The 24,432-nt window shown below is 70.9% G+C and carries 20 protein-coding genes and 1 tRNA gene; 11 read left to right on the plus strand and 10 right to left on the minus strand.

Going from position 1 to position 24,432, the window contains the following annotated elements; all coding sequences use genetic code 11:
• The first annotated feature begins 132 nt into the window (after positions 1-132).
• Positions 133-1,248: an ADP-ribosylglycohydrolase family protein gene (locus RLT58_RS21105; RefSeq protein WP_311311933.1), complete on the plus strand. Its 1,116-nt coding sequence runs from the start codon at positions 133-135 to the stop codon at positions 1,246-1,248.
• A gap of 43 nt (positions 1,249-1,291) precedes the next feature.
• On the opposite strand, the gene RLT58_RS21110 is transcribed toward RLT58_RS21105, so the two are convergent.
• A complete protein-coding gene (locus RLT58_RS21110; protein ID WP_311311934.1) occupies positions 1,292-2,881 on the minus strand; it encodes a sodium:solute symporter family protein in 1,590 nt (529 codons plus the stop codon).
• 341 nt (positions 2,882-3,222) lie between these two features.
• Positions 3,223-4,005 carry an SDR family oxidoreductase gene (locus tag RLT58_RS21115; RefSeq protein ID WP_311311935.1) on the minus strand — a complete coding sequence of 261 codons (783 nt, stop codon included), beginning with the start codon at positions 4,003-4,005 and terminating at the stop codon, positions 3,223-3,225.
• Positions 4,006-4,084: 79 nt separating this feature from the next.
• On the opposite strand from RLT58_RS21115, the gene RLT58_RS21120 reads away from it, so the two are divergent.
• A complete protein-coding gene (locus RLT58_RS21120) occupies positions 4,085-4,942 on the plus strand; it encodes a hypothetical protein (protein WP_311311936.1) in 858 nt (285 codons plus the stop codon).
• 67 nt (positions 4,943-5,009) lie between these two features.
• Here RLT58_RS21120 and RLT58_RS21125 read toward each other — a convergent pair whose 3' ends face one another.
• The 4 genes from RLT58_RS21125 to RLT58_RS36135 form a co-directional block, all read right to left on the minus strand.
• Positions 5,010-5,210 carry a DUF397 domain-containing protein gene (locus tag RLT58_RS21125; protein ID WP_311311937.1) on the minus strand — a complete coding sequence of 67 codons (201 nt, stop codon included), beginning with the start codon at positions 5,208-5,210 and terminating at the stop codon, positions 5,010-5,012.
• 209 nt (positions 5,211-5,419) lie between these two features.
• Entirely contained in the window at positions 5,420-6,277 is an 858-nt protein-coding gene (locus RLT58_RS21130) for a type II toxin-antitoxin system RelB family anti-toxin (RefSeq protein WP_311311938.1), read from the minus strand.
• Between the two features lie 252 nt (positions 6,278-6,529).
• On the minus strand, positions 6,530-7,252 hold the full coding sequence (locus tag RLT58_RS21135) for a GOLPH3/VPS74 family protein (protein WP_311311939.1): 723 nt from the start codon (positions 7,250-7,252) through the stop codon (positions 6,530-6,532).
• Between the two features lie 40 nt (positions 7,253-7,292).
• Positions 7,293-9,230 carry a pentapeptide repeat-containing protein gene (locus RLT58_RS36135; protein ID WP_399131923.1) on the minus strand — a complete coding sequence of 646 codons (1,938 nt, stop codon included), beginning with the start codon at positions 9,228-9,230 and terminating at the stop codon, positions 7,293-7,295.
• Here RLT58_RS36135 and RLT58_RS36140 point away from each other — a divergent pair.
• The 4 genes from RLT58_RS36140 (at position 9,201) to RLT58_RS21155 (ending at position 13,822) form a co-directional block, all read left to right on the plus strand.
• Complete coding sequence (locus RLT58_RS36140) at positions 9,201-10,154, plus strand: D-alanyl-D-alanine carboxypeptidase (RefSeq protein ID WP_399131925.1); 954 nt, start codon at positions 9,201-9,203, stop codon at positions 10,152-10,154. The genes RLT58_RS36135 and RLT58_RS36140 overlap by 30 nt on opposite strands.
• Positions 10,155-10,384: 230 nt before the next feature.
• Positions 10,385-12,211 (plus strand): DUF8823 domain-containing protein, encoded by a 1,827-nt coding sequence (locus RLT58_RS21145; protein ID WP_311311941.1) that lies wholly within the window; start codon positions 10,385-10,387, stop codon positions 12,209-12,211.
• A gap of 126 nt (positions 12,212-12,337) precedes the next feature.
• On the plus strand, positions 12,338-13,165 hold the full coding sequence (locus RLT58_RS21150) for an adhesin (RefSeq protein ID WP_311311942.1): 828 nt from the start codon (positions 12,338-12,340) through the stop codon (positions 13,163-13,165).
• Between the two features lie 42 nt (positions 13,166-13,207).
• Positions 13,208-13,822, plus strand: coding sequence for an ATP-binding protein (locus tag RLT58_RS21155; protein WP_311311943.1), 615 nt, complete (start codon positions 13,208-13,210; stop codon positions 13,820-13,822).
• Between the two features lie 10 nt (positions 13,823-13,832).
• Here the strand turns inward: RLT58_RS21155 and RLT58_RS21160 are convergent, their stop codons facing one another.
• Positions 13,833-14,339 carry a flavoprotein gene (locus tag RLT58_RS21160; RefSeq protein WP_311311944.1) on the minus strand — a complete coding sequence of 169 codons (507 nt, stop codon included), beginning with the start codon at positions 14,337-14,339 and terminating at the stop codon, positions 13,833-13,835.
• A gap of 96 nt (positions 14,340-14,435) precedes the next feature.
• Here RLT58_RS21160 and argS point away from each other — a divergent pair, with 96 nt between their 5' ends.
• Entirely contained in the window at positions 14,436-16,163 is a 1,728-nt protein-coding gene (gene argS / locus RLT58_RS21165; RefSeq protein WP_311311945.1) for an arginine--tRNA ligase, read from the plus strand.
• Positions 16,164-16,228: 65 nt separating this feature from the next.
• Here the strand turns inward: argS and RLT58_RS21170 are convergent, their stop codons facing one another.
• Positions 16,229-17,104 carry a GNAT family N-acetyltransferase gene (locus RLT58_RS21170; RefSeq protein WP_311311946.1) on the minus strand — a complete coding sequence of 292 codons (876 nt, stop codon included), beginning with the start codon at positions 17,102-17,104 and terminating at the stop codon, positions 16,229-16,231.
• Positions 17,105-17,527: 423 nt separating this feature from the next.
• Here RLT58_RS21170 and RLT58_RS36145 point away from each other — a divergent pair, with 423 nt between their 5' ends.
• On the plus strand, positions 17,528-18,220 hold the full coding sequence (locus RLT58_RS36145; protein WP_399131659.1) for a DUF3800 domain-containing protein: 693 nt from the start codon (positions 17,528-17,530) through the stop codon (positions 18,218-18,220).
• Between the two features lie 147 nt (positions 18,221-18,367).
• The gene (locus RLT58_RS21185) at positions 18,368-20,620 is read left to right on the plus strand and encodes a hypothetical protein (protein WP_311311949.1); all 2,253 of its coding nucleotides are present in this window, start codon (positions 18,368-18,370) and stop codon (positions 20,618-20,620) included.
• 83 nt (positions 20,621-20,703) lie between these two features.
• On the opposite strand, the gene RLT58_RS21190 is transcribed toward RLT58_RS21185, so the two are convergent.
• Positions 20,704-20,776: transfer RNA gene (locus RLT58_RS21190), tRNA-Arg, on the minus strand.
• 146 nt (positions 20,777-20,922) lie between these two features.
• Between RLT58_RS21190 and RLT58_RS21195 the strand changes: the two genes are divergently transcribed.
• A complete protein-coding gene (locus RLT58_RS21195; protein WP_311311950.1) occupies positions 20,923-21,165 on the plus strand; it encodes a hypothetical protein in 243 nt (80 codons plus the stop codon).
• A 119-nt stretch (positions 21,166-21,284) separates the two neighbouring features.
• Positions 21,285-23,021 carry a class I adenylate-forming enzyme family protein gene (locus tag RLT58_RS21200; RefSeq protein ID WP_311311951.1) on the plus strand — a complete coding sequence of 579 codons (1,737 nt, stop codon included), beginning with the start codon at positions 21,285-21,287 and terminating at the stop codon, positions 23,019-23,021.
• Here the strand turns inward: RLT58_RS21200 and RLT58_RS21205 are convergent.
• A complete protein-coding gene (locus RLT58_RS21205) occupies positions 23,008-24,285 on the minus strand; it encodes a M6 family metalloprotease domain-containing protein (protein ID WP_311311952.1) in 1,278 nt (425 codons plus the stop codon). The two genes, RLT58_RS21200 and RLT58_RS21205, sit on opposite strands and share 14 nt — an antisense overlap.
• Positions 24,286-24,432: the final 147 nt, after the last annotated feature.

Consider the following 24,432-nt stretch of genomic DNA (forward strand, 5'->3'; position numbering starts at 1 on the left):
CGGCCGGGGGCCGCCTCCCGTTCCCGTGCCACCGCGGCCCTGAACCGTCCGTTCCCGTTCGATTACAGTGCTGCGCAGTTACCGCGCAGTCGTACACGGAATCGGATCAGGGACCGACGGGGAGGTGGCACGGTGAGCACGGGGACCACGGCTGTCTGGGGCCGTGCCGAACAGCAGGACTTCCGCAGCCGGGTGCGCGGCGCCCTGCTCGGCGGGGCCATCGGCGACGCCCTCGGCGCGGGCGTCAGCGCCCTCACGCTGGAGGAGATCCGCGCGGCCCACGGAGCCGACGCGGTCACCGACTTCGTCCCCGCCCACGGCGGACGCGGCACCGTCACCGCCGCCACCCAGCTCACCCTGTTCACCGTCGACGGGCTGATCCGCGCCCAGGTCCGCCGCGACACCGGCGCCTGGCACCCGCCCACCGACGTGCACCGCGCCCATCTGCGCTGGGCCGCCACCCAGCACGACTGGGGCCCCGACGAACGCCGCAAGGACAACGGCTGGCTCGCCGCGCAGGAGTGGCTCTACGCCCGCCGCGCCCCCACCCGGGAGTGCCTGGGCGGCTTCGGCGACGAGATCATGGGCACCCTGGAGCGCCCCAAGAACCCCACCGCGCACGACTCCGCCCCGCTCACCCGGTCCGCGCCCTTCGGGCTGCTCGTCGGCTGGGAGGCGCAGCTCGTCTTCCAGCTCGCCGTGGAGTGCGCCGCGCACACCCACGGACACCCCACCGCACTGCTCTCCGCCGGCGCGTTCGCCGTTCTGGTGCACGGCCTCGCGCGCGGCGAGACGCTGGACGGGTCCGTGCAGCACGCGCTGGTGCTGCTGGCCGAGCGGCCCGGCCACGAGCCCGTCACCGAGGCGCTCCGACAGGCTCTCGGCACCGTGCGCCAGGGCATCCCGGGCCCCGCGCTCATCGAGTCGCTGGGCGCCGAGGACTCCGCCGAACAGGCGCTCGCCGTCGCGGTGTACTGCGCCCTGGTCGGGGAGGACGTACGGCACGGGCTGCGGCTCGCCGTGAACCACGGCGGCCCCTCCTCGGCCACGGGGGCGCTGTGCGGGGCGCTGCTCGGCGCGCTGCACGGCGAGACCGCGCTGCCGCCGGCCTGGCTCGCGGAGCTGGAGGGGCGGGCCACCCTCCTCGAACTCGCCGACGACTTCGCCATGGAGATGACCCAGGGCCCCGCGCTGCACAGCCCGGCCGCCGCCGCGCAGGGCTGGCTGTCCCGCTACCCGCGCGGCTGAGCGGCACGGGCTGCGGGACAGCCGTCGCGGGTCGGCAAGGGCGTCAGTCCCGCACGCCCTTCGCCCCCTTCACGCCCTCCGTAGCCGCCACGTCCTCGGGTCCGGCCTGGGCCGGCACGCTCGCGCCGGTCTCCGTACCGTCGCCGTCCGAGTTGATGCGGTCGATGATCGCGTCGCGCTCGGGGGTGTCCTCCGGCTTGATGAACCCGATGAGGACGAAGAGCACCAGGGAGATCGCCAGCGGCAGCGCCACCTGGTACTGGAGCGCCACATCCGTCTTCACCGAACCGTCGAAGTTGTAGTTGGTGAAGTAGAACGCCAGCAGCCCCGCCGCCCAGCTGGTGAGCGCCGCCGTCGGCCCCGACCTGCGGAAGCTGCGCAGCAGACCCAGCATGAACGGGATCGCGATCGGACCCATCAGACCGGCGACCCACTTGATGACGACCGAGATGATGTCCTTGAACGTCGGCGAGTTGATCTGGGTGGCCAGCGCCATCGACAGCCCCAGGAAGCCCAGCGTGGACAGCCGCGCGGCCAGCAGGCCGGCCCGGCTGCTCCAGTTGCGGGCGGCCTTGGAGAAGACCGGCGCGATGTCGCGGGTGAAGACGGCCGAGATCGCGTTGGCGTCCGAGGAGCACATGGCCATCGTGTGCGAGAAGAAGCCGACGACGACCAGGCCCAGCAGCCCGTGCGGCAGCAGCTGTTCGGTCATCAGCGCGTAGCTGTCCGAGGCGTCCGGCTTCTCCGCGTGGACGAGCAGCGGCGCGCACCACATCGGGAAGAACAGCACCGTCGGCCACACCAGCCACAGCACGGCGGAGAGCCGCGCCGAGCGGGTCGCGGAGGCTGCGGAGTCCGTGGCCATGTAGCGCTGGGCCTGGTTCCACATGCCGCCGTTGTACTCGAAGGTCTTGATGAAGAGGTAGGCGAGCAGGAAGGTCACGGTGTACGGACCGGCCGTCGGGTCCGTGTGGCCCTCGGGCAGCTTGTCCCACACCGTCCACAGCGTGCTGAAGCCGTCCAGCTTGCTCATCGCGGTGACGAGCATCGCGATCCCGGCGAACAGCTGGATGACGAACTGCCCCAGCTCGGTGAGGGCGTCGGCCCACAGACCGCCGACCGTGCAGTAGATGGCCGTGATGATGCCGGTGATGAAAATGCCCTGGGTGAGCGTGATGCCCGTGAACACGGAGAGCAGGGTGGCGATGGCCGCCCACTTCGCCCCCACGTCCACGATCTTCAGCAGCAGCCCGGACCAGGCCAGCGCCTGCTGGGTCGGGAGGTTGTAGCGGTTCTTCAGGTATTCGAGCGGCGAGGCGACGTGCAGCCGCGAGCGCAGCCGGTTGAGCCGGGGCGCGAAGAGCTGGGCGCCGATGCCGATGCCGATCGCGATCGGCAGCGACCACGTCACGAAGGACGTGACGCCGTACTGGTACGCGATCCCCGCGTATCCGGTGAACATCACGGCGCTGTAGCCGGACATGTGGTGCGAGATCCCGGACAGCCACCACGGCATCTTGCCGCCGGCCGTGAAGAAGTCGCTGACGTTGTCCACGCGCTTGTGGGACCAGAGCCCGATCGCGATCATCACGCCGAAGTAGCCGATGAGCACGACCCAGTCGAGACTGTTCATGTGCCCCCTCCTGGGGTCCGCCTTGTGAACGGGTACGCACTTCGTCAGTACGGCCGTTCAGCGGCGTCCCCGTGCGGGAGCGGGGACTTCGGGGATTGAACCGTCTGTCCGGTGCCTCGGTCAAGGTCCCCTGCGGTCAGAAATGTGAACGGCGATCAGTAAGTCGAACGATTTTGCTTTTTCTTGACCTGTGGGGGCGTTGTCGCGAACGTGACGGCGGCCACACCATGGGCGGGCACTTCGTCAGGCTGTGCAGACACCGAGCGCCGCAGAGCACAGAAAGACCGCACGGGATGCGGGTCCCGTGCGGCCGAGAAGGAGGAGATCGTCGCAGGAGAGGGTCAGCGCATCAGCTCACCGGCGTTGACCAGCAGGGACTGCCCGGTGATCGACCGGGCCCGGTCGGAGGCAAGGAAGACGGCGGCCTCCGCCACATCCCCGTCCGTGGCCAGCTCCGGAAGCGCCATGCGCGCCGAGAGCCTCCCCAGCACCTCGGCCTCGGGCACCCCCTCGGTGTGCGCGGTGAACTGGACGTACGCCTGCACCGGCGGCCCCCACATCCAGCCCGGCAGCACGGTGTTCACCCGGATCCGGTGCGGCCCGAACTCCCGGGCCATGGAGTACATCGCGGAGGTGAGTGCCCCCTTGGACGCGGCGTACGCCGCCTGCCGCACCTGGGACGGCGCCGCCACCGAGGACTGCGTGCCGATGACGACGACCGATCCGCCGCGCTCCTTCAGGGCGGGCAGGCAGGCGCGCGTCATCCGCAGGGTGCCGAGCAGATTCACGTCGACGACCGCCTTCCAGGTGTCCAGGTCGGCGTCCTCGATCCCGCCGAAGTAGCTGTCCCAGGCGGCGACATGGACCACCGCGTCGATCCGCCCGAACCGCTCGACGGCCAGCGCGGCGAGCGCCTCGCACTGCGCCTCGTCGGTGATGTCCGCGGGCAGGCGCGCGGTGTGCCGGCCCTCCGGGTCGATCTCGGCGGCCGACTTGGCGAGGTTGGCCGCGGTACGCGCCCCGAGGACCGCGTTGCCCCCGTCCCGCACGACCGAGGCCGCGACCTGGTGCCCGAGCCCGGCGCCCACCCCCGACACGACGACGGTCTTCCCCGTGAGCAACATCGGTGCCTCCCGGCCCTGGCAGTTTTTCTGACGGGGCGTCAGAGTAGGTGCCTCCGGCGGAGTGCGGAAGGGGAGCGGCATGCGGGGCGCAGCAGGGGACGAGGGCGGGACGCGCAGCGACACGTACGCCGAACTGGCCGCGCTGGGCCCGTACGGGGTGCACCCGGGCCACGCGCTGATCACGATGGTGGAGCCGCACCCGGGCCATGAGTACGCGTACAACCGCTGGTACGAGGACGACCACTACTACGCGGGCGCGATGGCGATGCCCTGGATGTTCGCCGGACGGCGCTGGGTGGCCACCCGGGAGCTCCGGCAACTGCGCTACCCGGAGAAGTCCGCCGTCGCCGCGCCCGTCGGGGCCGGCTGCTACCTCTCCACGTACTGGGTGACGCGGGGGCGCTACGACGACCACATGAAGTGGACCGTGGGGATCAACAAGCGGCTGAACCGCGACGGGCGGGTCTACCAGGACCGCACCCATGTCTTCACCGCGTTCCAGGACCACGAGGCGACGGTCTACCGGGACGGCGCCGCAGGGCCCCGGGACTTCCACGCACTCGACCACCCCTACCGGGGGCTGGTCCTGGAGGTGATCGACGCCGAAGGCCCCGGGCGGCGGGCGGAGCTGCTGGAGTGGCTGCGCTCACGGCACCTGCCGAAGCGGCTGAGCGGGTCGCCGACGGCGATGGTGACGGTGTTCCGTCCCACGCCGTTGCCGGGGGACCGGATGACGTACGTGAAGCAGGTCGAGGGCGTCGACACCCGGCTGACCCTGCTGTGGTTCCTCCAGGACGACCCCGGGAACTGCTGGGCGGACCATTTCACCGGGCTCGACGCGGCAGTGGCGGAATCGGGCCTGGGGCGGGTGGAGCTGGTGGCCCCGTTCGTCCCGACGGTGCCGGGCACGGACCGGTACGTGGACCAACTGCGCTGAGGCCGGCCACGGGGGGCCCTCTCGGCCAGGACGGCGGGCCGGTCGAGAGGGCGTGGATCCGGCTGTCTCAGCGCTGGGTGGTCCGGCTGACGTCCTGGAGGAACGTCGTCCACGTCTCGGCGGTGAAGTCGAGGACTCCACTGCTCAGGCTCTTCGAGTCGCGAACCAGCAGGGCCCGGCCCTCCGCGGCCTTGACTTCCACACAATTCCCATTCGCGGAATAGGAGGACTTCGTCCATTCTGTCAATGCGTCATGGCGAATCAGCATAATGACTCCGATGGTTGTGCCAGTCGTTGGGCGGTGCGCCCAGCCGCTGCACCCAGCGACTTGTGAGGGACGCTACGCCGCAACATCATCGGATGTGAGACGCGCTCACTCGTTCGGATGACATGTCCCGTGGAAGTCTTCCAGTCACTTCAGGCATTGGTGTACCTTCCGCTTTCCCGCGACCTGAGCCGTAGGGACCCCGGACGCGATCACGCTCCGCAATCGTCCGCCGCCCGCAGAATGAAGTCGCGGGAATGCTCCGCACTCAGTGCCTTGGCGCGCAGGTGCTCGTACATCACCGCATAGTTCTGGACGTCGGGAGCCTTTTCCAGATAGAGGTCGCTCGTGACGCCTTCGAGGTACACGACGCTCGCGTCCATGTCCTCCTGGAATTCCAGAATCGTGTAACTCCCGTACATACCCGGATGCGCTCCGACGGCGTACGGCAGGACCTGGACCGTCACATGCGGCAGCTCGCTGATCTCCACCAGGTGCCGCAACTGGTCGGCCATGACCTGCGGGTTGCCGACGACGCGCCGCAGCACGGCCTCGTCGATCACGGCCCAGAAGCGGAGCGGTTCGACCGGGTCGGTCAGGCGGTCCTGGCGCTTGAGGCGGATCTGGATCCGCTTGTCGATCTCGGCGGGCGTGGCCTCCGGCCACATTCCCTCGATCACCGCCTGCGCGTACTCCCGCGTCTGCAGCAGACCCGGCACGATCAGCGACTCGTACACCCGCAGGGAGGCCGCGTCGGTCTCCAGACCGATGTAGACGCTGTACGGGATGTCGCCGAAGGCGTGCCACCAGCCCTGCTGGCGGGAGTCCTTGGCCATCTGCATCAGCGATTCGACGATCCGGTGGTCCTCGACCTCGTACACCCCGCAGAGGTCGCGCACATCGCGCTGGCTGATCGAGCGGCGGCCGTTCTCCAGCCGACTGATCTTCGACTGGGAGACCAGCAGGCGTTCCGCCACCTCCTCGGCCGTCATGCCCTTGACCTCGCGCAGTCGGCGCAATTCCTGACCCAACCGGCGTCGCCTGACGGTGGGATTGACGTTGGACGGCACGGAAACGGCACCTCCGGCTATGTAGCTGTGCGTATCTACTGCTCAGCAGATTGCCACCCGTGCCCCCGCCCGCGCTGGGAAACGGCTACACGCAGCGGCGCGGGGCAGCCGGTGATATACCGGCTGCCCCGCGCTTGGTGCGGCTCCCGAACCGGGTCTTGGGGACTTCGGCGCGGCGGTATTCGGTTGTTGCGGTGGTGTGTTGCGGTGGAGCGTTGTGGAGCGCGTTGCGATGGTGCGTACGCCCCGGCCCTAGTGGACCGCGGTGTGCGCCATGCTGTCGCGGCGTGACTGCGACTGCACTTGCGGTTGCAACGGCATGCCGGCCGCCTGATTGCGGCGCGGCTGTGCGACCGCCCCGTTCTGGACGTCCATCACGGCGTGCGCCACGAGACCGCCCATCGGGTCGTGCCTGATCAGGTCCCGGAGCCGGGAGCGCGACGAGCGCCCCTCGTTCCCGGGGTACAGGTGCTTGCCGAGTCCGACCGCGTGGGCCAGTGCGGCGAGCGCCGCGGTCCGCGGGTCCGGCGGTACGCCGGTGCGGATCGCACTGTCCAGCCGGGCTCTGATGTCCCGGCTGATCGCCGTGTCCGTCGCCTGGTAGCGAGTCGTCGGCAGCACTCCGCACATCTGGCCCGCCACGGCATGCACCATGCCGCACCGCTCCAGATGAGCGAGGTAAATCTGGCGGAGCCCCAGCCGGGGTCCGCCGATCCAGTGGACGGCCCGAACCGGGCTGCCGCGTCTGCGCAGCAGTTCCAGTGCGGAGTCCAGGGTCGGATCTCCTGTCGGCCGTGGCATCACCACGGCGATACGATCCCCGTCAGGGGCTATCCGTCCTGCCAGAGCCAGCTCTACTAGCTGGGCTCCGGCGAGGCCGAGGTCGAGCGACTGCGGCTGCGCTGTGGTACCCGTGGTCGGGTCCAGAGCGAGCAGCAGAAGCTCCTCCGGAATTGTTCTGCGGCTCCTGCCCATCCATGCCTCCCCGCGTGGATGAATGACAGGGTGACCCCTCTCACATCTGTCTGTCGAGGGTGCCTGGGTGCTTTGTGCGGGAACCAGTAGGTATGTCGTTCTCGTCTAGCAGCCCGGCCAAGGGTTCACACGGGACACTGGTAGATGGTTCGGACAGCGCGGGGGTGCCCCGCGCCGCATGGAGGAGGCATCGGTGGCGGGCGAGTCCCCCGACAAGTCGGAGCAGCAGAAGTCGTCGGGAACGACTCGGAGCGAGCACGATCCGCGGCTCGCGGTGTTCCGCGAACCCGCCTCCCCGGCGGAGTCCGGCGATGGTGTGGACACGAAGACGGCCGTTTTCCGGTTCGGCGCGTCCGGGGTCTCGGTGTCGTCGCCCGGCGAGTCCGGCGAGGCTTCCGGCGCGGAGCCGTCCGAGGAAGCGGCGGACGAGTCCGTCGCGGCTGACGCCGAAGCTGCCGACGTTGCCGATGCCGCATCCGACGGCGCTTCCGACGACGATTCCGGGGAGCCGGAGCGTGCCGCGGACGCCGGGGCCCCCTCGGAGGAGGCCCCGGAGGGCTCTGGGAGCGCGGTGAAGGCCCCCGAGGCGGCCCCGGGCGCTCCGGAGGCCGCCGGGGAGCCGGAGAAGCCCGCGGAGGGCTCCGCGCCCGCCGGGACGCCCGCCGAGGAGCCGGTGAAGGCCGCCACCGAGCCGGACGAGCCCGAGGAGGGCGACGCGCGGCTGCGTGCGGCGGTCGCCGCGTGGGTGTCGACGGCCGATGGCGACGGTGAGGAGGGCGACGCCGGCGAGGGCGACGACAAGCCCGGGTCCTCGAAGCCCGAGTCCCCGGAGGCCGAGTCCTCGGAGCCGGACGCCTCGGAGCCGGACGCCTCGAAGGCCGACGCCTCGGAGCCGGACGCCTCGAAGGCCGACGCCTCGGAGCCGGACGCCTCGGAGCCGGACGCCTCGAAGGCCGACGCCTCGAAGCCTGAGTCCTCGGAGTCCCAGTCCCCTGAGACTGAGTCCTCGGAGCCTGAGTCCCCTGAGACCGAGCCCTCGGAGCCTGAGTCCTCGGAGCCCGAGCGCTCGGAGTCCCAGTCCCCTGAGACCGAGCTCTCGAAGCCCGAGGCCTCGAAGCCCGAGCGCTCGGAGCCCGACGCGTCGCAGCCCGAGCCGGAAGCCGAAGCCGCCGCGTCCGACGACGCCCCGGAAGAGGCCCGCGTTCCGCACACCCGCGAGGAGCCCGACGCGGAGACGGACGCGGATGCGAAGACGGACGCGAAAGCGGAGGCGAAGGCAGCGGCGGAGGCGGACGGAGAGACCGCCGACGATGTCGCCGAGACCGACCCCGAGACCGCCGACGCCACCGCCTCCGCCGACAAGCAGGGCATCGACCAGCCGACCGCCGTCTTCAAGGCGCCCCGGTCGCCCCGGGTCGACCAGCCGACCACGGCGCTGAAGATCACCCGCCCCGTGGCGAAGCCGGAGCCCGAGGCCCCCGCCGAGCGGACCAGCAAGTTCGTACCGCTGCGCGCCGACGACGTACGGCCGGCGCCCGCGCCGCGCAGGCCCGAGGAGCCCGCACCGGCGCCCGCCGCCTCGCTCAGCGGTGCCGAGCGGACCCGGCAGCAGCCGATGCCGCCCAAGCCGCCGCTCGACCTGCTGGCCGAGCTGACGAACACCCCGCCGCCGCCGGAGACCCCGGTCCGCACGGTCGTGCGCCGGGTCAAGATCTGGACCCCGCTGGTGCTCCTGCTGCTGATCGCCTTTGCGATCGTGCAGATGGTGCGCCCGCTGCCGGACCCGACGCTGACCATGTCCGCGAAGGAGACGTACAGCTTCGACGGGGAGACACCGACGCTGCCGTGGCCCGGCGAGGGCCAGGGCTACATGGCGGCCACGGGCCTCGGCAAGGTCGGCTCGTTCGGCGAGCAGAAGCCGGTGCCGATCGCGAGTGTCGCCAAGGCGATGACCGCGTACCTCGTGCTCAAGGACCACCCGCTCAAGCGTGGCCAGGACGGCCCGGGCATCAAGGTCGACGCCAAGGCCGAGTCGGACGGCCAGCTGTTCAGCGAGGGCGAGTCCACGCTCGACACGGTCAAGGAGGGCGACGTCCTCACCGAGCGTGACGCGCTCGCCGCGCTCATGATCCCGTCCGCGAACAACATCGCCCGGCTGCTGGCGCGCTGGGACGCGGGCTCGGAGAAGGCGTTCGTCGAGAAGATGAACAAGACCGCCGACGAGCTGGGCATGAAGAACACCCACTACACCGACCCCTCCGGGCTCACCGCTTCGACGGTCAGCACCGCGGAGGACCTGGTGAAGCTCGGCGAGAAGCTCGTGGAGTTCCCGGCGCTGATGGACATCACCAAGCTGCCGGAGTGGAAGGACCCGTCGGGCAAGAAGTGGCGGAACTACAACACGCTCGTTCCGTTCGACGGGGCCCTGGGCATCAAGACCGGCTCCACCACCAAGGCGGGCGGCAACCTGCTCTTCGCCGCGCACAGGATGGTCGACGGTACGGACCAGCTCATCGTGGGCGCGGTGCTCGGCCAGCACAAGAACCCGATCATCGACACGGTGAACGCGGCCAGCAAGCAGGTCATGACTGCCACGCTCGACCTGCTGGAAGGCGCCAAGATCGTCAAGAAGGGCGATGTGGTCGGCACGGTCGACAACGGCATGGGCGGCAGCAGCCAGGTCGTCGCGACCAAGGACGTGAAGGCGGTCGGCTGGGCGGGCCTCACGGTCAAGCTCGAACTGACCGACGACGGCAAAACGATCCCGCACGGAGCGGTGGCCGGTACGCACGTCGGCACGCTCACGGTGGGTGAGGGCGCCAGCCAGGTGAAGGTGGCCGTCGCGCTGAAGGACGACCTGCCGGAGCCGACGACCGGCGACAAGCTGACCCGCCTCGGCTGACCGGCCCGGGGCCGGCCGGCCCCGGGCCCGTACGGACGGGAAGCGGCACCGCAAGCGGCACGTACCGGGGTGCGTGCCGCTTACAGGGGCCTTTCCGGACAGCGCGAAAAACCGCGTGCTAGCGTCCCGGGGGCAACGCGTGGACCCTGGAACGCGTCTTCCGGCCCATGAGACCCGAGCAGGAAAGCCGGCGGTTCCAACGCGTCCGGGGAGGGACGGGGAGAGTCGCAGTGACCACTGCCGAGCCGACACGGGCGAAGGACGGCACCGCCTCCGCGGGCACGACACAGGCCCCGGACGGGCAGCGCGCACCCGGCGGCGGCAACGGGTCGGACAGCCCCGCCGAGCGCCTCAAGGCGCTCTGTCTGCGCCACCCGGTCCTGCTGACGACGGTGGTCGCCGCGGCCGTCCACATCCTGTGGTTCTTCTTCTTCGCGAACAGCGGCGGCGACATCGCGGCCCAGGACGCCTGGGCCGAGTTCGTCGGCCGGCACCCCGGCACCGCGTACAACCTCGCCTGGTACGGCGGCATGCACCCCGTCTCGTACAGCGTGGTCTCGCCGTATCTGATGTCGGTGCTCGGTGTCCGGACGACGATGATGGTCGCCGGAACGGTCTCGGCCGGGCTGACCTCGCTGATCCTGTACCGGGTCAAGGCGGTCCGTAACCCGCTGGCCTGCTCGTTCGCGGGTGTCTTCGCGTATCTGTGCAACGCGCTGTCGGGCCGGGTGACGTTCGGCCTCGGGATGATGTTCGCGGTCGGCGCGGTGGCGGCGGTGTTCTGCTGGCCCCACCGCTGGCGGTACAAGCGCTGGGCGAAGGCGGCCGTCGCGGCCCCGCTCGCCGCGCTGGCGACGGCCGGCAGCCCGGTGGCCGGGCTCTTCCTCGGCGTGGTCGCGGCGGCGCTGTTCCTGAACAAGCGGCGCCCCGGCGCGTACGCCCTGGGGCTCGCGCCCGTCGTGGTGGTGGCGCTGTCGGCGTGGCTGTTCCCCTTCTCCGGCACGCAGCCGATGTCGGTCGCGACGCTGTCGCTGCCGTTCGTCTTCTCCGTGCTCGTGTTCTTCCTGGTGCCGGCCGACTGGAAGACGGTGCGTACGGCGACCGCCGTGTACGGCATCGGCACGCTGCTCACGTACGTGGTGGACTCGCAGATCGGCTCGAACGTCTCGCGGATGGCGATGCTGTTCGCCGGTGTCGTGCTGCTGGCCGCGCTGCCGTACACGGTGCCCCGCTCGCGCAAGTGGTACGCGCTGGTCGTCGCGTTCGCCGGGCTGAACTTCTGGATCGGCTTCAAGGGCGTCGACGACATCGTCCGGACCGCCCCCACCGCCTCCTGGACGCGCGAACTGGCCCCGCTGGTCGACCAGCTCCAGCGGGTCGGCGCGGAGCGCGGCCGGGTCGAGGTCGTCCCGCCGAGCAGCCACCGCGAGGCGGCGGCGATGATGCCGTACGTCAACCTGGCCCGGGGCTGGAACCGGCAGGCGGACATGGAGCGCAACCCGCTCTTCTACGACGACACCCTGAACGCGGTCAACTACCGCCAGTGGCTCGACCGCTGGGCCGTGCACTACGTGGTGCTGCCCACGGGCGCCCCGGACAGCGGCGCCGTCCAGGAGACGGAGCTGGTCGAACGGGGCCAGCCCTATCTGAAGGCGATCTGGTCGAACGCCGACTGGCGGCTGTTCGCGGTCGACAGCCCGGTTCCCATGGCCGATCCGCCCGCGACGGTGGACCGGGCGGGCGCCGGGGAGCTGACCATCCATGTGAAGAAGGCGGGCCGGGTACTGATCCGTATCCCGTTCTCGCGCTGGCTCGCCGTGGTCGACGAGAACGGCAAGGGCCTGGAGCGGCCGCAGGAGACCGAGGCGTCCAAGCAGCGGGCGGACGAGAGCACCCCGAAGACGTTCGTCAACACCAACGGCTGCCTGATCAAGGTGGACGAGGACGAGGACGGCGACGAGTGGACGGAGCTGCTGGCTCCGCGCCCCGGCGTGTACCGGCTGGGCGCGCCCTACCAGCTGCCGCCGGGCACCCCCTGCCCTGACGAACTCCGCTGACCGTCTCCTCCGGGCTCCGACCCGATCCCTGCTCCGGGCGCTGGCTCCGGGCCCCGGGCACTGGCATGGTGTGCTGCCATGAGGTGCCAACGGTGCGGCGGCGGACGACGGGGTGCACTGCCGGGGATGAGCTGCCCGGACTGCGGCTCGGTGACCCGTTCAAGCGGGAGCGCCGAGGAGGGCGGGGGCTGGATCGCCCGCGAGACGCTGACGGGCCGGATCTCCACGCTGCCCAGGAGCCGTAAGGCCTGGCTCGCGGCGGGCGCGGTCGTCCTGACCGGCTCGCTGGTCACGGCGGTGTCGATCGTGGTGTCGGCGGGCGGCACCGGCAGCCGTACCGAGGCGGCAGGCCGCTCCGGGACCGGCACGGGCGAGCGCGCCGGCGGCGCCCCCACCCGCATCGGCCCGCCGCCCGACCCGGAACCGGGCGTATCCGCCCCCGCCCACAGGTACGCGCAGTGGGCGGGCCCGGGCTGCTCGACGGGGGAGTACCGGGAGCACGGACGCTTCGAGAACGGCGACGCGGGCTGGTACACGGTCGCCGGGGGCGGCTACCGGGGCGACTCGTGCGACGGCCGGTTCAGCGCCGTACCGATGTCGGGCAGCCCGGGCGAGGACCGGGGCAGCACCGCCACCTGGTCCTGGCACCTGGGCCCGGGCTACCGGGAGTGTGCGCTGACGGTGTACGTCCCCGCCCCGCCCCGCCCGCGCGACGCGGCCGGGGATCCCACGGTGTACCGGGTGCTCTCCGACCCCGGGGACGCGGACTCGGCGTACACGGGCTTCGCGGTGCGCCAGAGCGCACACCGGGGGAGCGCGGTGGAGGTGAACAGCTACCCCGTGAAGGGGGACACGTTCGCGGTCCAGCTGATCGACCGGGGCCGGGACTGGGGCAGCACGGCCCTGCTGGGCGCGCACCACGCGGCGGCCCAGATGAAGGCGTCCTGCCGCTGAGACGGATTCCGCGTCAGCGGGTCGTCAGCGGATACTGCTGCGATGGACAGGACAAGGGCCTCGTGGTGCAACACCACGCACGACTGGGCGGCGGCCGTGGACCACGACCACCTGGCGGCCATCCGCAGCGCCCCGCACAGCTATGCCCCCGGCGGCACGGCCCACCTGCTCCTGGAGGTCCTCGCCTACGCGGCGGACGAGGCGGAGTGCAACGGGGGCGGACGCGCGGTCGTCACCCTGCACCCCGACGGCTCGGTCTCCGTGGCGGACGACGGCCGGGGCACGGACACCCGCTTCGACGGTGCGGGCCGCCCGGTCAAGAAGCCGGTGATGGCCACGAAGGACCTCCGCTTCTTCGACGTCCCGGCCCCTCCGCCCCTCCCCGACGGCCACCCGCGCCGCGGCATGTCGGTCGTCGCGGCCCTCAGCGAACGCCTCACCCACACCAACCGCCGCCGCAACGGTTCCTGGACCCAGCGCTACGAACACGGCGTCCCCGTCACGGACCTGGACCCCGCCCCGGACGCCGCCACGACGGGCACGACGGTCCACTTCCACCCGACGACGGGCCCGCTGACGGCGGAACAGGCACAGGAAGCACGCGGTGGCTGGCCGTCGTACCTCACGATCGAGATCGAGGACAGGACCACCGGCTGAGGCCCCCGCGCTACAACTCCCGCTCCCGCCGCGCCTGCTCCAGCGCCTCGCGCACGGCCGCCCAGGGAAACGGCTCCGCCTGGTCCGCGGCCAGCACCCGGACCCCCCATTCAGCCAGCGTCCGCGTGGCGGGCCCGAACAGCGGATGCCCCGCGAGGCGCGCATTGGTCCAGGGCACCACGATCACGGGCGCCCGCGCCCCGACGGCATCGGCCGCGACCGCCAGAGCGAGCGTGTCGGCCATTCCCCCGGCCATTTTGATGACGGTATTGAAGGTGGCCGGCGCGACGACGACGGCCTGCGCCGGGGGAAGTTCCACGGAAGCATCGGGATCGAACTCCCAGCGCACCGCCTGCCCCGCCGCCTCGGCCCGCCCGACATCCAGAAACCGCAGCCCCACGGGACTGGGCACGAGCCAGGGCGCCCACCCGTCCTCCCGCAACTCCGCCGCGAACGCGGGCAGATCACCGGTCGGACGGGAACCGCAGCCCACCAGGTGGACGACTGGACGACGCATGCACGAACCCCTGATCCCTGAACGCCTGAACCCTCATGGTCGAATGCGCAATTTTATGATTGGACACCCCGGTATTCACCTGGATAAATTCCCGGAATGGCGAACCTGGAAGAATTGCTGCACCAGCGGCTGGCCCCCGCATTCGAAGCCGTAGCCGACGCACCCGTCGACCCGGTCATCCGACGATCCCAGCACGCACACTTCCAGTCCGACGCCGCCCTCGCCCTCGTGCGCAGGATCGGAGGAAATCCGCGTGAGATCGCCGCCCGTGTGGTGGAGGCCGCGCAACTCGACGACCTGTGCTCGGCGGTCGAGATCTCCGGCCCCGGGTTCATCAACCTGACCTTCTCCGACGAGGTCCTCGCACGTCTCCTGGCCGACACGATCGGCGACGAGCGCCTCGCCGTACCGCAGGCCAAGCATCCCGAGAAGATCGTCATCGACTACTCCGCGCCGAACGCCGCGAAGGAGATGCACGTCGGGCACCTCCGTTCGACGATCATCGGGGACGCGGCCGTGCGCCTGCTGGAGTGGCAGGGCAACACCGTCGTCCGGCAGAACCACATCGGTGAATGGGGCACGCCCTTCGGGATGCTCGTCGAGCACCTGCTCGACATCGGTGAGAGCGAGGCCGCCCACGAGCTCTCGGTGGGCGATCTGAACGGCTTCTACAAGGCCGCCCGCGTGAAGTTCGACGCGGACGAGACCTTCAAGGACCGCGCCCGCAGGCGTGTTGTCCTCCTCCAGGGCGGCGACGAGACGACGCTCCGGCTCTGGCGGACCCTGGTCGACGAATCCAAGAAGTACTTCCTGACCGTCTACGGCATGCTCGGCGTGCGGCTCACCGAGGACGACTTCTTCGGTGAGAGCTCCTACAACGACCAGCTCCAGTCGGTCGTGGACGAACTCGCCGAACTCGGCCTCCTGCGGGAGAGCGAAGGCGCCCAGTGCGTCTTCCCCGAGGGCTACACCAACCGCAACGGCGACCCGCTGCCCATCATCGTCAAGAAGGGCGACGGCGGATTCGGGTACGGCGCCACCGACCTGGCCACCATCCGGCACCGGCTGCGGAACCTGCACGCGACCCGCCTGCTGTACGTCGTCGGCCTGCCCCAGCGCCAGCACCTCGAAATGGTCTACGACGTGGCCAGGGAGGCGCACTGGCTCGTCCCGCCGGCCCGGGCCGAGCACATCGGCCACGGCTCGATCCTCGGGGAGGACGGCAAGATGCTCCGCACCCGTGCGGGCGTCTCCGTGAAGCTCGTCGACCTGCTCGAAGAGGCGGTCGTCCGGGCCGCGGCGGTCATCGCCGAGAAGAACCCCCAGCTGGACGAGGAGACGCGCGCGGACGTCGCCAGGGCGGTCGGGATCGGCGCGGTCAAGTACGCCGACCTCTCGACGGACCGCCTCAAGGACTATGTCTTCGACTACGACCGCATGCTGTCGTTCGAGGGCAACACCGCGCCCTATCTCCAGTACGCACGGGCCCGGATCTGCTCGATCTTCCGGAAGGCCGGTGTCGTGCAGCCGCTGACCGGGGTCGGCACCCTGGTCATCACCGAGCCCGCCGAGCGCGCACTCGCCCTGGAACTCCTGGAGTTCGACAGCCTCGTCTCCGAGATCGCCCAGACGCTGGAGTTCCACAGGCTGGCCCACTACCTCTACAGCCTGGCCAGCGCGTTCACGAGCTTCTACGAGAAGTGCCCGGTCCTGCGCTCCGAGGGCGAGGTCAAGCAGAGCCGTCTGGTCCTGTGCGACATCACGGCGCGGACGCTCGAACTGGGTCTGGGGCTTCTCGGGATCGAGACGCCCGACCAGATGTGACCAGGGGGCGCGGCAGCCGGCCTGCCGCGGTACGCCCTGTCGTCCGCTGCGCCCCCGAGAGGGACCTACCGGTCGCGCTCGGTGTCCTGGAAGGCGTACACCGCGAAATCCGCCACCGGACGGTAACCGATGCGCTGGTACAGGCCGTTGCTCGTCGGGTTGGCCAGGTCCGTGAACAGCAGCACCTCGGCCGCGCCCGTCGCGAGGGCGGCCCGGCTCGCCGCGACCGCCGCGGCCCCCGCGTAGCCGCGGCCGCGCAGGTGCTCAGGGGTGTACACGGGGGCCATCCTGATCTGCCCGGCGACCATGGCCGTCACGCCCGCCATCGAGACGGGGGTGCCGTCGGGGGTCTCCCACAGCGTGACGCGTCCGTTGGCGATGCGGGTGTCGGCCCAGTCGCCGGGGTCCGTGTGACCGAAACCGTTGATGTCCGCGACGAACCCGGCGTACCAGCGCATGAGCAGCTCGCGGTCCTGCGCTCCCGCGACCCGGCTGCGGCCCTCCGGGTACGGCTCGGGCGGGGTGAGCGTGCCGAGGCGGTACAGGCGCTGGCGCTCGTGGAGTACCGGCGTCACCCCGGTGCGCCGCTGCCAGGCCGAGGCGAAGGCGGCGGCGGTCTCGCGTTCCGCGCCGACACCGGGGAGGACATGGCCACGACCGGCCAGATGCGCGGCGAGGGCGTCCGCCTCGTCGGGGCCGAGCGGGGTGAGGCTCAGACGGTTCGGCGGAGTACGGAAGTACGTCGCACCGACCTCGCCCGCCCGCTCCAGCACCCCGAAGACGGGCTCACCGTCCCCGTACGCCCCCGGCCCCCTGGACACCAGGCCCTCGGTGACGGTCAGGGGGATGCTGTGGAGCGCGGGCCGCGAGCGCAGGAAATCACCGGCACGGGCAAGGAAGTCGTGCACGTCGGAAGCGGGTTGCCAGGTATCGGGGTGCATGGCTCATCCTCCCGCAGGGGGGCGGGCCTGTGCCTGGGGTTTTATCGGCGGGTCCGGGCGAGGCGACGCCAGGTAACACCCTTGACGCAGTAGGTCAATTGGGTGATGCGCATATCAGTCCGACCGGTATGGTTGTGGCGAGCGTGGTGCAAGGCAGCACCGTGACGTATGGGACCAGGAACAGTCCTGGGGGTCTCGGAACCAAGGCAGTTGGCGGATTCGAGACTGTTGCTGACGCGGATGGCACCTCCCCATGAGGTCTGATTCCGGGTTGATGCGGCAACCGCTTCCGGAGCTGTCCGCGTACGACGTGGTGCGTGGAGCAGAGCACCCCACGCCCGCCTCCCCCTCGTGCGGGGTGCGGAAGGGACCCTGGCAATGGTGTCGGGAAAACCCCGAGTGTGCTCGCGGAGTTGAACGCCGATGGCCGCTGAGATCAGTGCTGCCCCCTTGCGCCTCTACTTCGTCGATGACGGAGGCGACGCCCGTACCACTGCCTGTTTCGCCTCCTTAGGAGTCGACCTGGGGCATGTTCACGTAGCCGAGCAGCGATGGCGGGACTTCCGCGCCGAGCTGCACGCGGATGCCCGGCTGGAGATCCCGGCAGATTCCTCTCTGCACGCAGTGGACCTCGTCGGCGCTCGTGGCCGACACGTGCATCGCTCCCGCAGTACTGATCGCGCCACGCACCGGCAGCACTGCCAGGAGGTCATCCTGCGTGGGCTGCGGACCATCGCCTCGATGCCGGGGGCGCGCGTGCGCGCCGTCTACCGGGAGACCGACGACTACGGGCGCGACCGGCCCGCGCTCTACTCCGCCCTGCTCCATCAGCTCAACCGCGAGCTGGCCGCGTCCGGCACCCATGGTGTGGTCATCGTCGACGGCGACGGTACGGAGAGCGCCCTGCGGCAGGCCCACCGGGCCCTCCCCGACGAGGGGCGCCACATCATCGGTGACCCGGTGTTCCGGCCGGCCCGGGAGCTCCATCTGCTGCAGGCGGCCGACATGCTGGCGTACTCGTCCTACCAGTCCATCGCCAAGAGCGCGTCCCGCGCCTTCATGTGGCACTGGTTCGGCTCCACGCTTCCCGGTGCCCACGGTCCGAGCGCTCTGTGAGCGCCGCCCGCAGCGAGTGCCGCAGCCGGAAAAAGGACTGGGCCCCGGACGAATCCGGGGCCCAGCCGGGCCGGACCTGAACCCGAACGATGCGGGCCAGGACCGCACATCCAGTCTTCCACATCAACCACCTTGAGGAGGGGCTCGATGTCCGCATATACGGCTGACGAACCCATCACCGTCGAATGGGGCAAGCAGCAGATCGAGGTGTCCACAGTCGATCAGGTGCCCGACGCATCCGACGTGGACGAACGGAACAAGCTGGTCAAGGCGGGCATGAGGTCTCCGCTGGTCGCGCTGCCCGAGGACGCCTGGCACGCGGTGGCGCGAGCAGCCGTCACGCCGGAGACGGTGGCGCTGCAACTCCGTGAGTCCAAGGACGCCAGGGCGAGCCTCCTCCTGGAGGAGCATGTGGACGGGGCCACGCTGCGGTCGGTCCACAGCCGGGTCTGGCTGTCCGAGCTGTTTCCCGCGATCCAGCCGCGCACGGGCCAGGAGATTCTGGCCGTGGACGACCCGCAGGTCACGGGCATGGCCGAGAACGGCAAGCCGCAGGCGATTCTGCGCTACCGCTACGAATCGCTTCAACATCTGAAGCGGCACGTCCAGCAGACCATTTCGACAACGCTGTACCGCAATTCCTATGCGGAGTCGATCCTTGCCCGGCGGGTGACGCGCGCCCTGATCGTGCACCCGGTCATCTACGAATTCGACGACGGCGGCGAGCCGGTGTGCGCATTGGTCGCCCGCGACGGAATTACGCGACTCGCCAGCGCCTGGAAGGTGTTGGCGGGGCCGGACAGCGATCCGGAGCAGGTGGCCGCCCTGGCTGTGGAAGCGCTCCTGGCCCAATACCAGCAGAGTGCGAATGAGCCGCCCAAACCCCTCACCCAGCGCATGGCACTGGGGCGTCAGGCACGCCGCAAGGCTCTGCGCGACGAATTCGCCAGAGAGATGGCGAAGGCGGGCGCAGACAAGCAGCCGTCCCTGCGCGCCATCCAGATCGCTCAGTCCCATGTCGTGCCGGCGCATATAACGGTCGGTGCCCAGGTGCACGAGCGGACGGCATTGAACGCCGAGGATCTCTTCGACGACGCCCTGCGTTCCATCCTCGCCTCGGTCCATGTCGAGTTCAAGCCGTGGGACACGGCCGCACAGAACGTCGAGGTGGCGGGCCGCGCCCTCAAACGCGTCCTGCACGGCGGTACGGGAAGCGGCGCGGGGAAGGACGGACTGCACGCGGTGTACGAACTGGCCGTCGGGCTCCGTGCCGCGTCGGACACCCCGCACGTCTACGGGGACCAGAGCATCCCGGGCACCGGCCTGTGGCGGGCGGTCCAGCTCCTGCACACGCTCACCCGGCCGAACATCTTCGAGGAACTGCGGACCCGGGCGAAGGAGATCAAGGGCGATCGCCGCATGACCGACAAGGGCTACGCCGGCCTGCTCGGCCCCATCGTCGACCACCCCTGGCGGTCCACCAAGAAGGCCGCCGCCCAGCAGGCGCGCAACGCGTGGAGCAACGGGGGCGTCCTGTTCAAGGAGGTCCTGGAGGACGGGTGGGCCCCGACGGTGACGGAGGACTTCCGTACGTTGGTCGAGCCGGCGCTCAAGGGCAACCGCGATGCCCGCCTCACCCTTGCCCTGGCAGGCGGCACGGCCCTGATCGCCGACAAGCTGCTGACCAGGAACGTCGGTTCGTCGGTGGGCATGACCCGGGCACCCGGAAAGGTCCCCTTCCGTTCCGACGTGCACAAGATCGTCGAAGGCCTGGCCCGGGAGGGCAACGAGATCGGCCTACGGACTCTGGCATGGGCGGCACAGCGCTTCGAGGACGACAGGCTGCCCAGGAACTCGGGGACGAGGCAGCAGCTCGGCCTGCCCTACGACCAGGACACCGAGAAGCAGGGGGACTACCAGCACTCGGTGGTGGACCTGCAGGCGTCGGACCACATCCTTGTGGCCGAGGGTGAGCCGGTCATGCTGCTGGAGTGGGACGTCGTCGTCGCCTCGGACCCGGCTCGCGCACGCCAGACGCTCGGACCGGCCCAGGACGCGGAGCAGGACGACGAGACCGCGGAGCCCGACGGAACGGCGGTCGCGCCCTCGCCATGGCCGGAGGGAACCGAGAACGTCGAAGACTCTTCGCAGACGGCTTCGGACGTGGAAGTGCCGGTGGAGCAGCAGATCCGGGACAGGCGCCGCACGCTCAACAACTGCCTGGCGGACGCCAGGGCACACGTCGACGCACTGGCGGAGCTGGGCCAGACCGTCACGTTCCCACCCCTGCTCGGACCGGCCGAGGACTGGAAAACTTTGCGCGACATCGCCCTCCACGTCCTGAACACGATCCAGAACCACAAGGCCGACTACGCAGACGAGGAACAGATCGAGGAGTGAGGGGCGGGGCGCATTCCGCTGCCGCCAGTGCCCTGAGGGGACCCCGGACCCCGGACCGGGACGGTCCGGGGTCTATCCGTATGTGCCCCCGGCAGGATTCGAACCTGCGACACCCGCTTTAGGAGAGCGGTGCTCTATCCCCTGAGCTACGAAGGCCCGGGCTTGGAGGTTTCCTTCAAGCCCGCTGGTCGGGCCAGGCGTACTGGCGACCGACCAGTGACAGCCTAGCGGATGTGCGTCGGGGGAGGGCTTCCCCGTGGGGGGAACGGGCACGGGTCGGTGGGCGGGGGAATGCTCGGACCGTGATCCGGCAGCGGGGTGTGCGGCCGGGGATCGTCCGCAGGGCGGCGGAGTTGCGGGGGGCCACCGGGCCGGTGGATCAGGGCTACCGGAGTGCCGTGGAGGCCGTACGGCGGGGATGGGTGCCGTTGGAGCTGGAGTTGGGGGATTTGCGGGGGCTGATGGAGCTGGGGAGGCCCGGTGGGCGCGGGACGGCGTTGCTTGTCGCCCTGCGCCGGCTGGGGGCGTCCGGCGTGATCGTCTGAAGGGCGCCGGGGGTGGTGCCGCCCCGCGGTGGCGGCGGCCCGGGTGACGCGCCTTGACGGGTTCCGGGTGCGGGCATAGCGTCGCGAGCGCCCTGAGCGATCGCTTGGAAAGGCTGTTCGTGCCCCATTCCGACACCGACGCCGCCGACCCCCTCGCCCGCATCGAGGCCCTGCTCACCGCTTCCGGTGGGCCGTTCGCCGTCGTGCGGGGTGAGGACGGGCGGCTCGTGTACGCCGACGGGCCCCGGACGCTCGTCGAGTTCGTCGAGACCACCTGGGCCTTCGGCGAACGGCCGTTCCTGATCGCCGGGGAGCGCACCTGGTCGTACGCCGAGTTCTTCGCCGCCGCCTCCGCCCTGGCGCGCCGGCTGAGCGAGACGTACGGGCTGCGGCCGGGGGAGCGGGCCGTGGTCGCGATGCGCAATCACCCGGAGTGGCAGATCGCGTTCTGGGCCGCCCAGCTGGCCGGGCTCGTCGCCGTACCGCTGAACGCCTGGTGGACCGAGGACGAGTTCACGTACGCCCTCGACGACTCCTCGCCCCGGGTGCTCCTGGTCGACGGGGAGCGGCTGCCGCTCGTCTCCGGGTGGGCGAGCAGGGCCGGGGCGCGCGTGGTCGTCTTCCATGAGGAACACGACGAGCACGAGGAAGAGGGCGAGCGGGGGGAGGCGGACGGGCGGGTGGAGCGGTACGCGGATCTGCCCGCGCCCGACCGCTACGCCGCCCCGCCCGCCCTGGACGTCCGGCCCGAGGACGACGCCACGATCATCTACACCTCCGGCACCACCGGCCGGCCCAAGGGCGCCGTTGCCACGCACCTCGCGCAGGCGGGCGCCGCGCGCAACCCCGGGTTCCACGCCGCCGCCTCCGCGCTCGCGCGCGGGGACCTTCCGGGGCAGGGGCCCACGCCCGTCACGCTGCTGACCTTCCCGTTCTTCCACGTCGCCGCGTTCACCGGCCTGTACTCCGTGATGTCCGCCGGCGGCGCCCTCGTCCTGATGCGCAAGTGGGACGCGGACGAGGCGCTCCGGCTCATCCGCGAGCACGGCGTCACGCACTACGCCGGGGTGCCGGCCACCGCGCTCCAGCTGCTCGACGCCGCCGCCCGGGCGGACGACGGGCTGGAGAGCCTGCGGATGCTCAACACGGGCGGGGCGGCCGCGCCGCCGGACCTGGTCGGCCGGCTCACCGCGCGGTACGGGGAGCGCATCGAGCCGCGCAACGGCTACGGGCTCACCGAGACCAGCGGCGGTGTCCTCGCCGGCTTCGGGGCCGGCTACCGGCGCGACCCGCGCAGTGTCGGGCGCCCCACCCCCACCACCGAGCTGCGGATCGCCGGGCCGGACGGCGAGGAGCTGCCCGACGGGCAGACCGGTGAGCTGTGGCTGCGCGGCCAGGCGCTCGCCCGGGGCTACTGGGGCGACGGGGAGGCGACCGCGCGGGCGTTCGCCGGCGGCTGGTTCCGTACCGGGGATCTGGCCGTGGTCCGGGACGGGCGGGTCAGTGAGGTCGACCGGATCAAGGACCTGGTGATCCGGGGCGGCGAGAACGTGTACTGCGTCGAGGTCGAGGGCGTGCTGCACGACCACCCGGACGTCGAGGACGCGGCGGTCCTCGGGGTCGCCCATCCGGTGCTGGGCGAGGAGGTCGCCGCGGTGGTGCGGCTGCGCCCCGGCGCCGCCGTCACCGTGGACGAGCTGCGGGCGCACGTCGGGCGGAGCCTGGCCGCGTTCAAGGTCCCGGCCCATGTGCTGGTGTCCGGCGGGCCGCTGCCCCGCAACGCCACGGGCAAGATCCTCAAGCACGAGCTGCGCGGGTCCGTGGAGAGCGAGGTGCGGGCGGTCAGGGGCGGGTGACCTCGACGCGGTAGTTGTCCTCGGCGTCCTTGCCGAGCACCGCGATCCGGATCCCGTTGGCCCGGTCCGTGAAGGTCTGGCCGGGCTGGAACGTCGCGTCGGAGAGCTCCGCGTGCACATTGGGCAGACGGGTGCAGCCGGCGCTGTCCTTGGTGCTGTCCACCACGGACACCGGGCCCTGGCCGGTGTCCACGTCGGAGCTGACCTTGTAGATCAGCACACCGGGCCGGCAGACGGCCTGGTCGTTGCCGGACTGGGTCCGTACCTCCACCGCATAGCCCGACTCGGCCGTCAGCGGGACGAACGCGAGCTTCGTGCCGCCGTGGGTGGAGAGCGGTTCGAGGACGTGGTCGCTGGTGCCGGCGGCGGAGGCGCAGCTGATCTGGCTGTTGTCGAGCCAGCCGAGCTTCCACTTGTGCCAGCCCAGCAGGTCGTTGTTGGCCCCCCAGTCCTCGGACATGATGTCCCAGTGCCCGACCGAGCCGCCGCCCTCCATCGTGTAGAGGTCGGGCAGCCCGAAGGTGTGGCCGTTCTCGTGCGGCAGGACGCGGTAGCCGGTCTGGGCGTACGAGCCGGATCCGTCGTCCTGGCGGCTGTAGACGAAGGACGTGTTGGCGAGCGGCACCCCGTCCGCGAACGGGGCGTCGGCGTTCCCCGAGAAGGTCACGGACAGGACGGTGTCCAGGGCGGACGGCCCGGCGTTCGGGGTGACCAGGATGTTGACCAGGTCGTACGCGCTGAAGTCCACCTTCGGATCGGCGGCGGCGACGATGTCCTGGACGAGGTGGCGGTAGCCGGGCTCGTACGGTGAGCCGCGCTCGATCCCGTACTCCGAGAACGGCAGCGGCATCCGCAGCCAGGACTTCACCGGGGCCTCGGGGACATAGGTGAGGCGGCCGTAGGAGCTGGTGCGGAACCAGTCGGTGGTCTGCGGGAAGAACTCCGCGAGCCGGTCCATGGCCGGCTCCGTTCCCGGCGCGTCCGGGAAGTCGATCATCAGGTTGAGGGCGTGGATCTGGCCGGTGGACCGGGAGTAGCCCGGCTGCGTCGGCATGCCCTCCGACATCTGAACTCCCATGGCCGTGGACATCCGACACGGGGCGAGCCCGGCCGCCCTGGTGGTGGACACCGGGCCGGCGGAGGCCCGGCTGGGGAGCGGCAGGGTGCTGCTTGCCGAGGCCAGGGCTGCGATGAGCAGGGCCGATGCCGCGCCGAGGGCGACCGGATGACGGTGCTTGCCTATGCGGTGGCGGGGCTGCTGCATAGAGGCGCCTTCGGGGCCGCGGCAGCCGGCCGACCCCGACTGCGCTCTGTCGATCAGCCTCGGTCGGGAGGGGGCACGCCGCGCGTTGGGTGCGCCGATCGGTGGGTTTTTCCGGCGGGAACAGGGACGCGATGCGTGTGTGACACA

The organism is Streptomyces sp. ITFR-16, assembly GCF_031844705.1.
Lineage (GTDB): Bacteria > Actinomycetota > Actinomycetes > Streptomycetales > Streptomycetaceae > Streptomyces.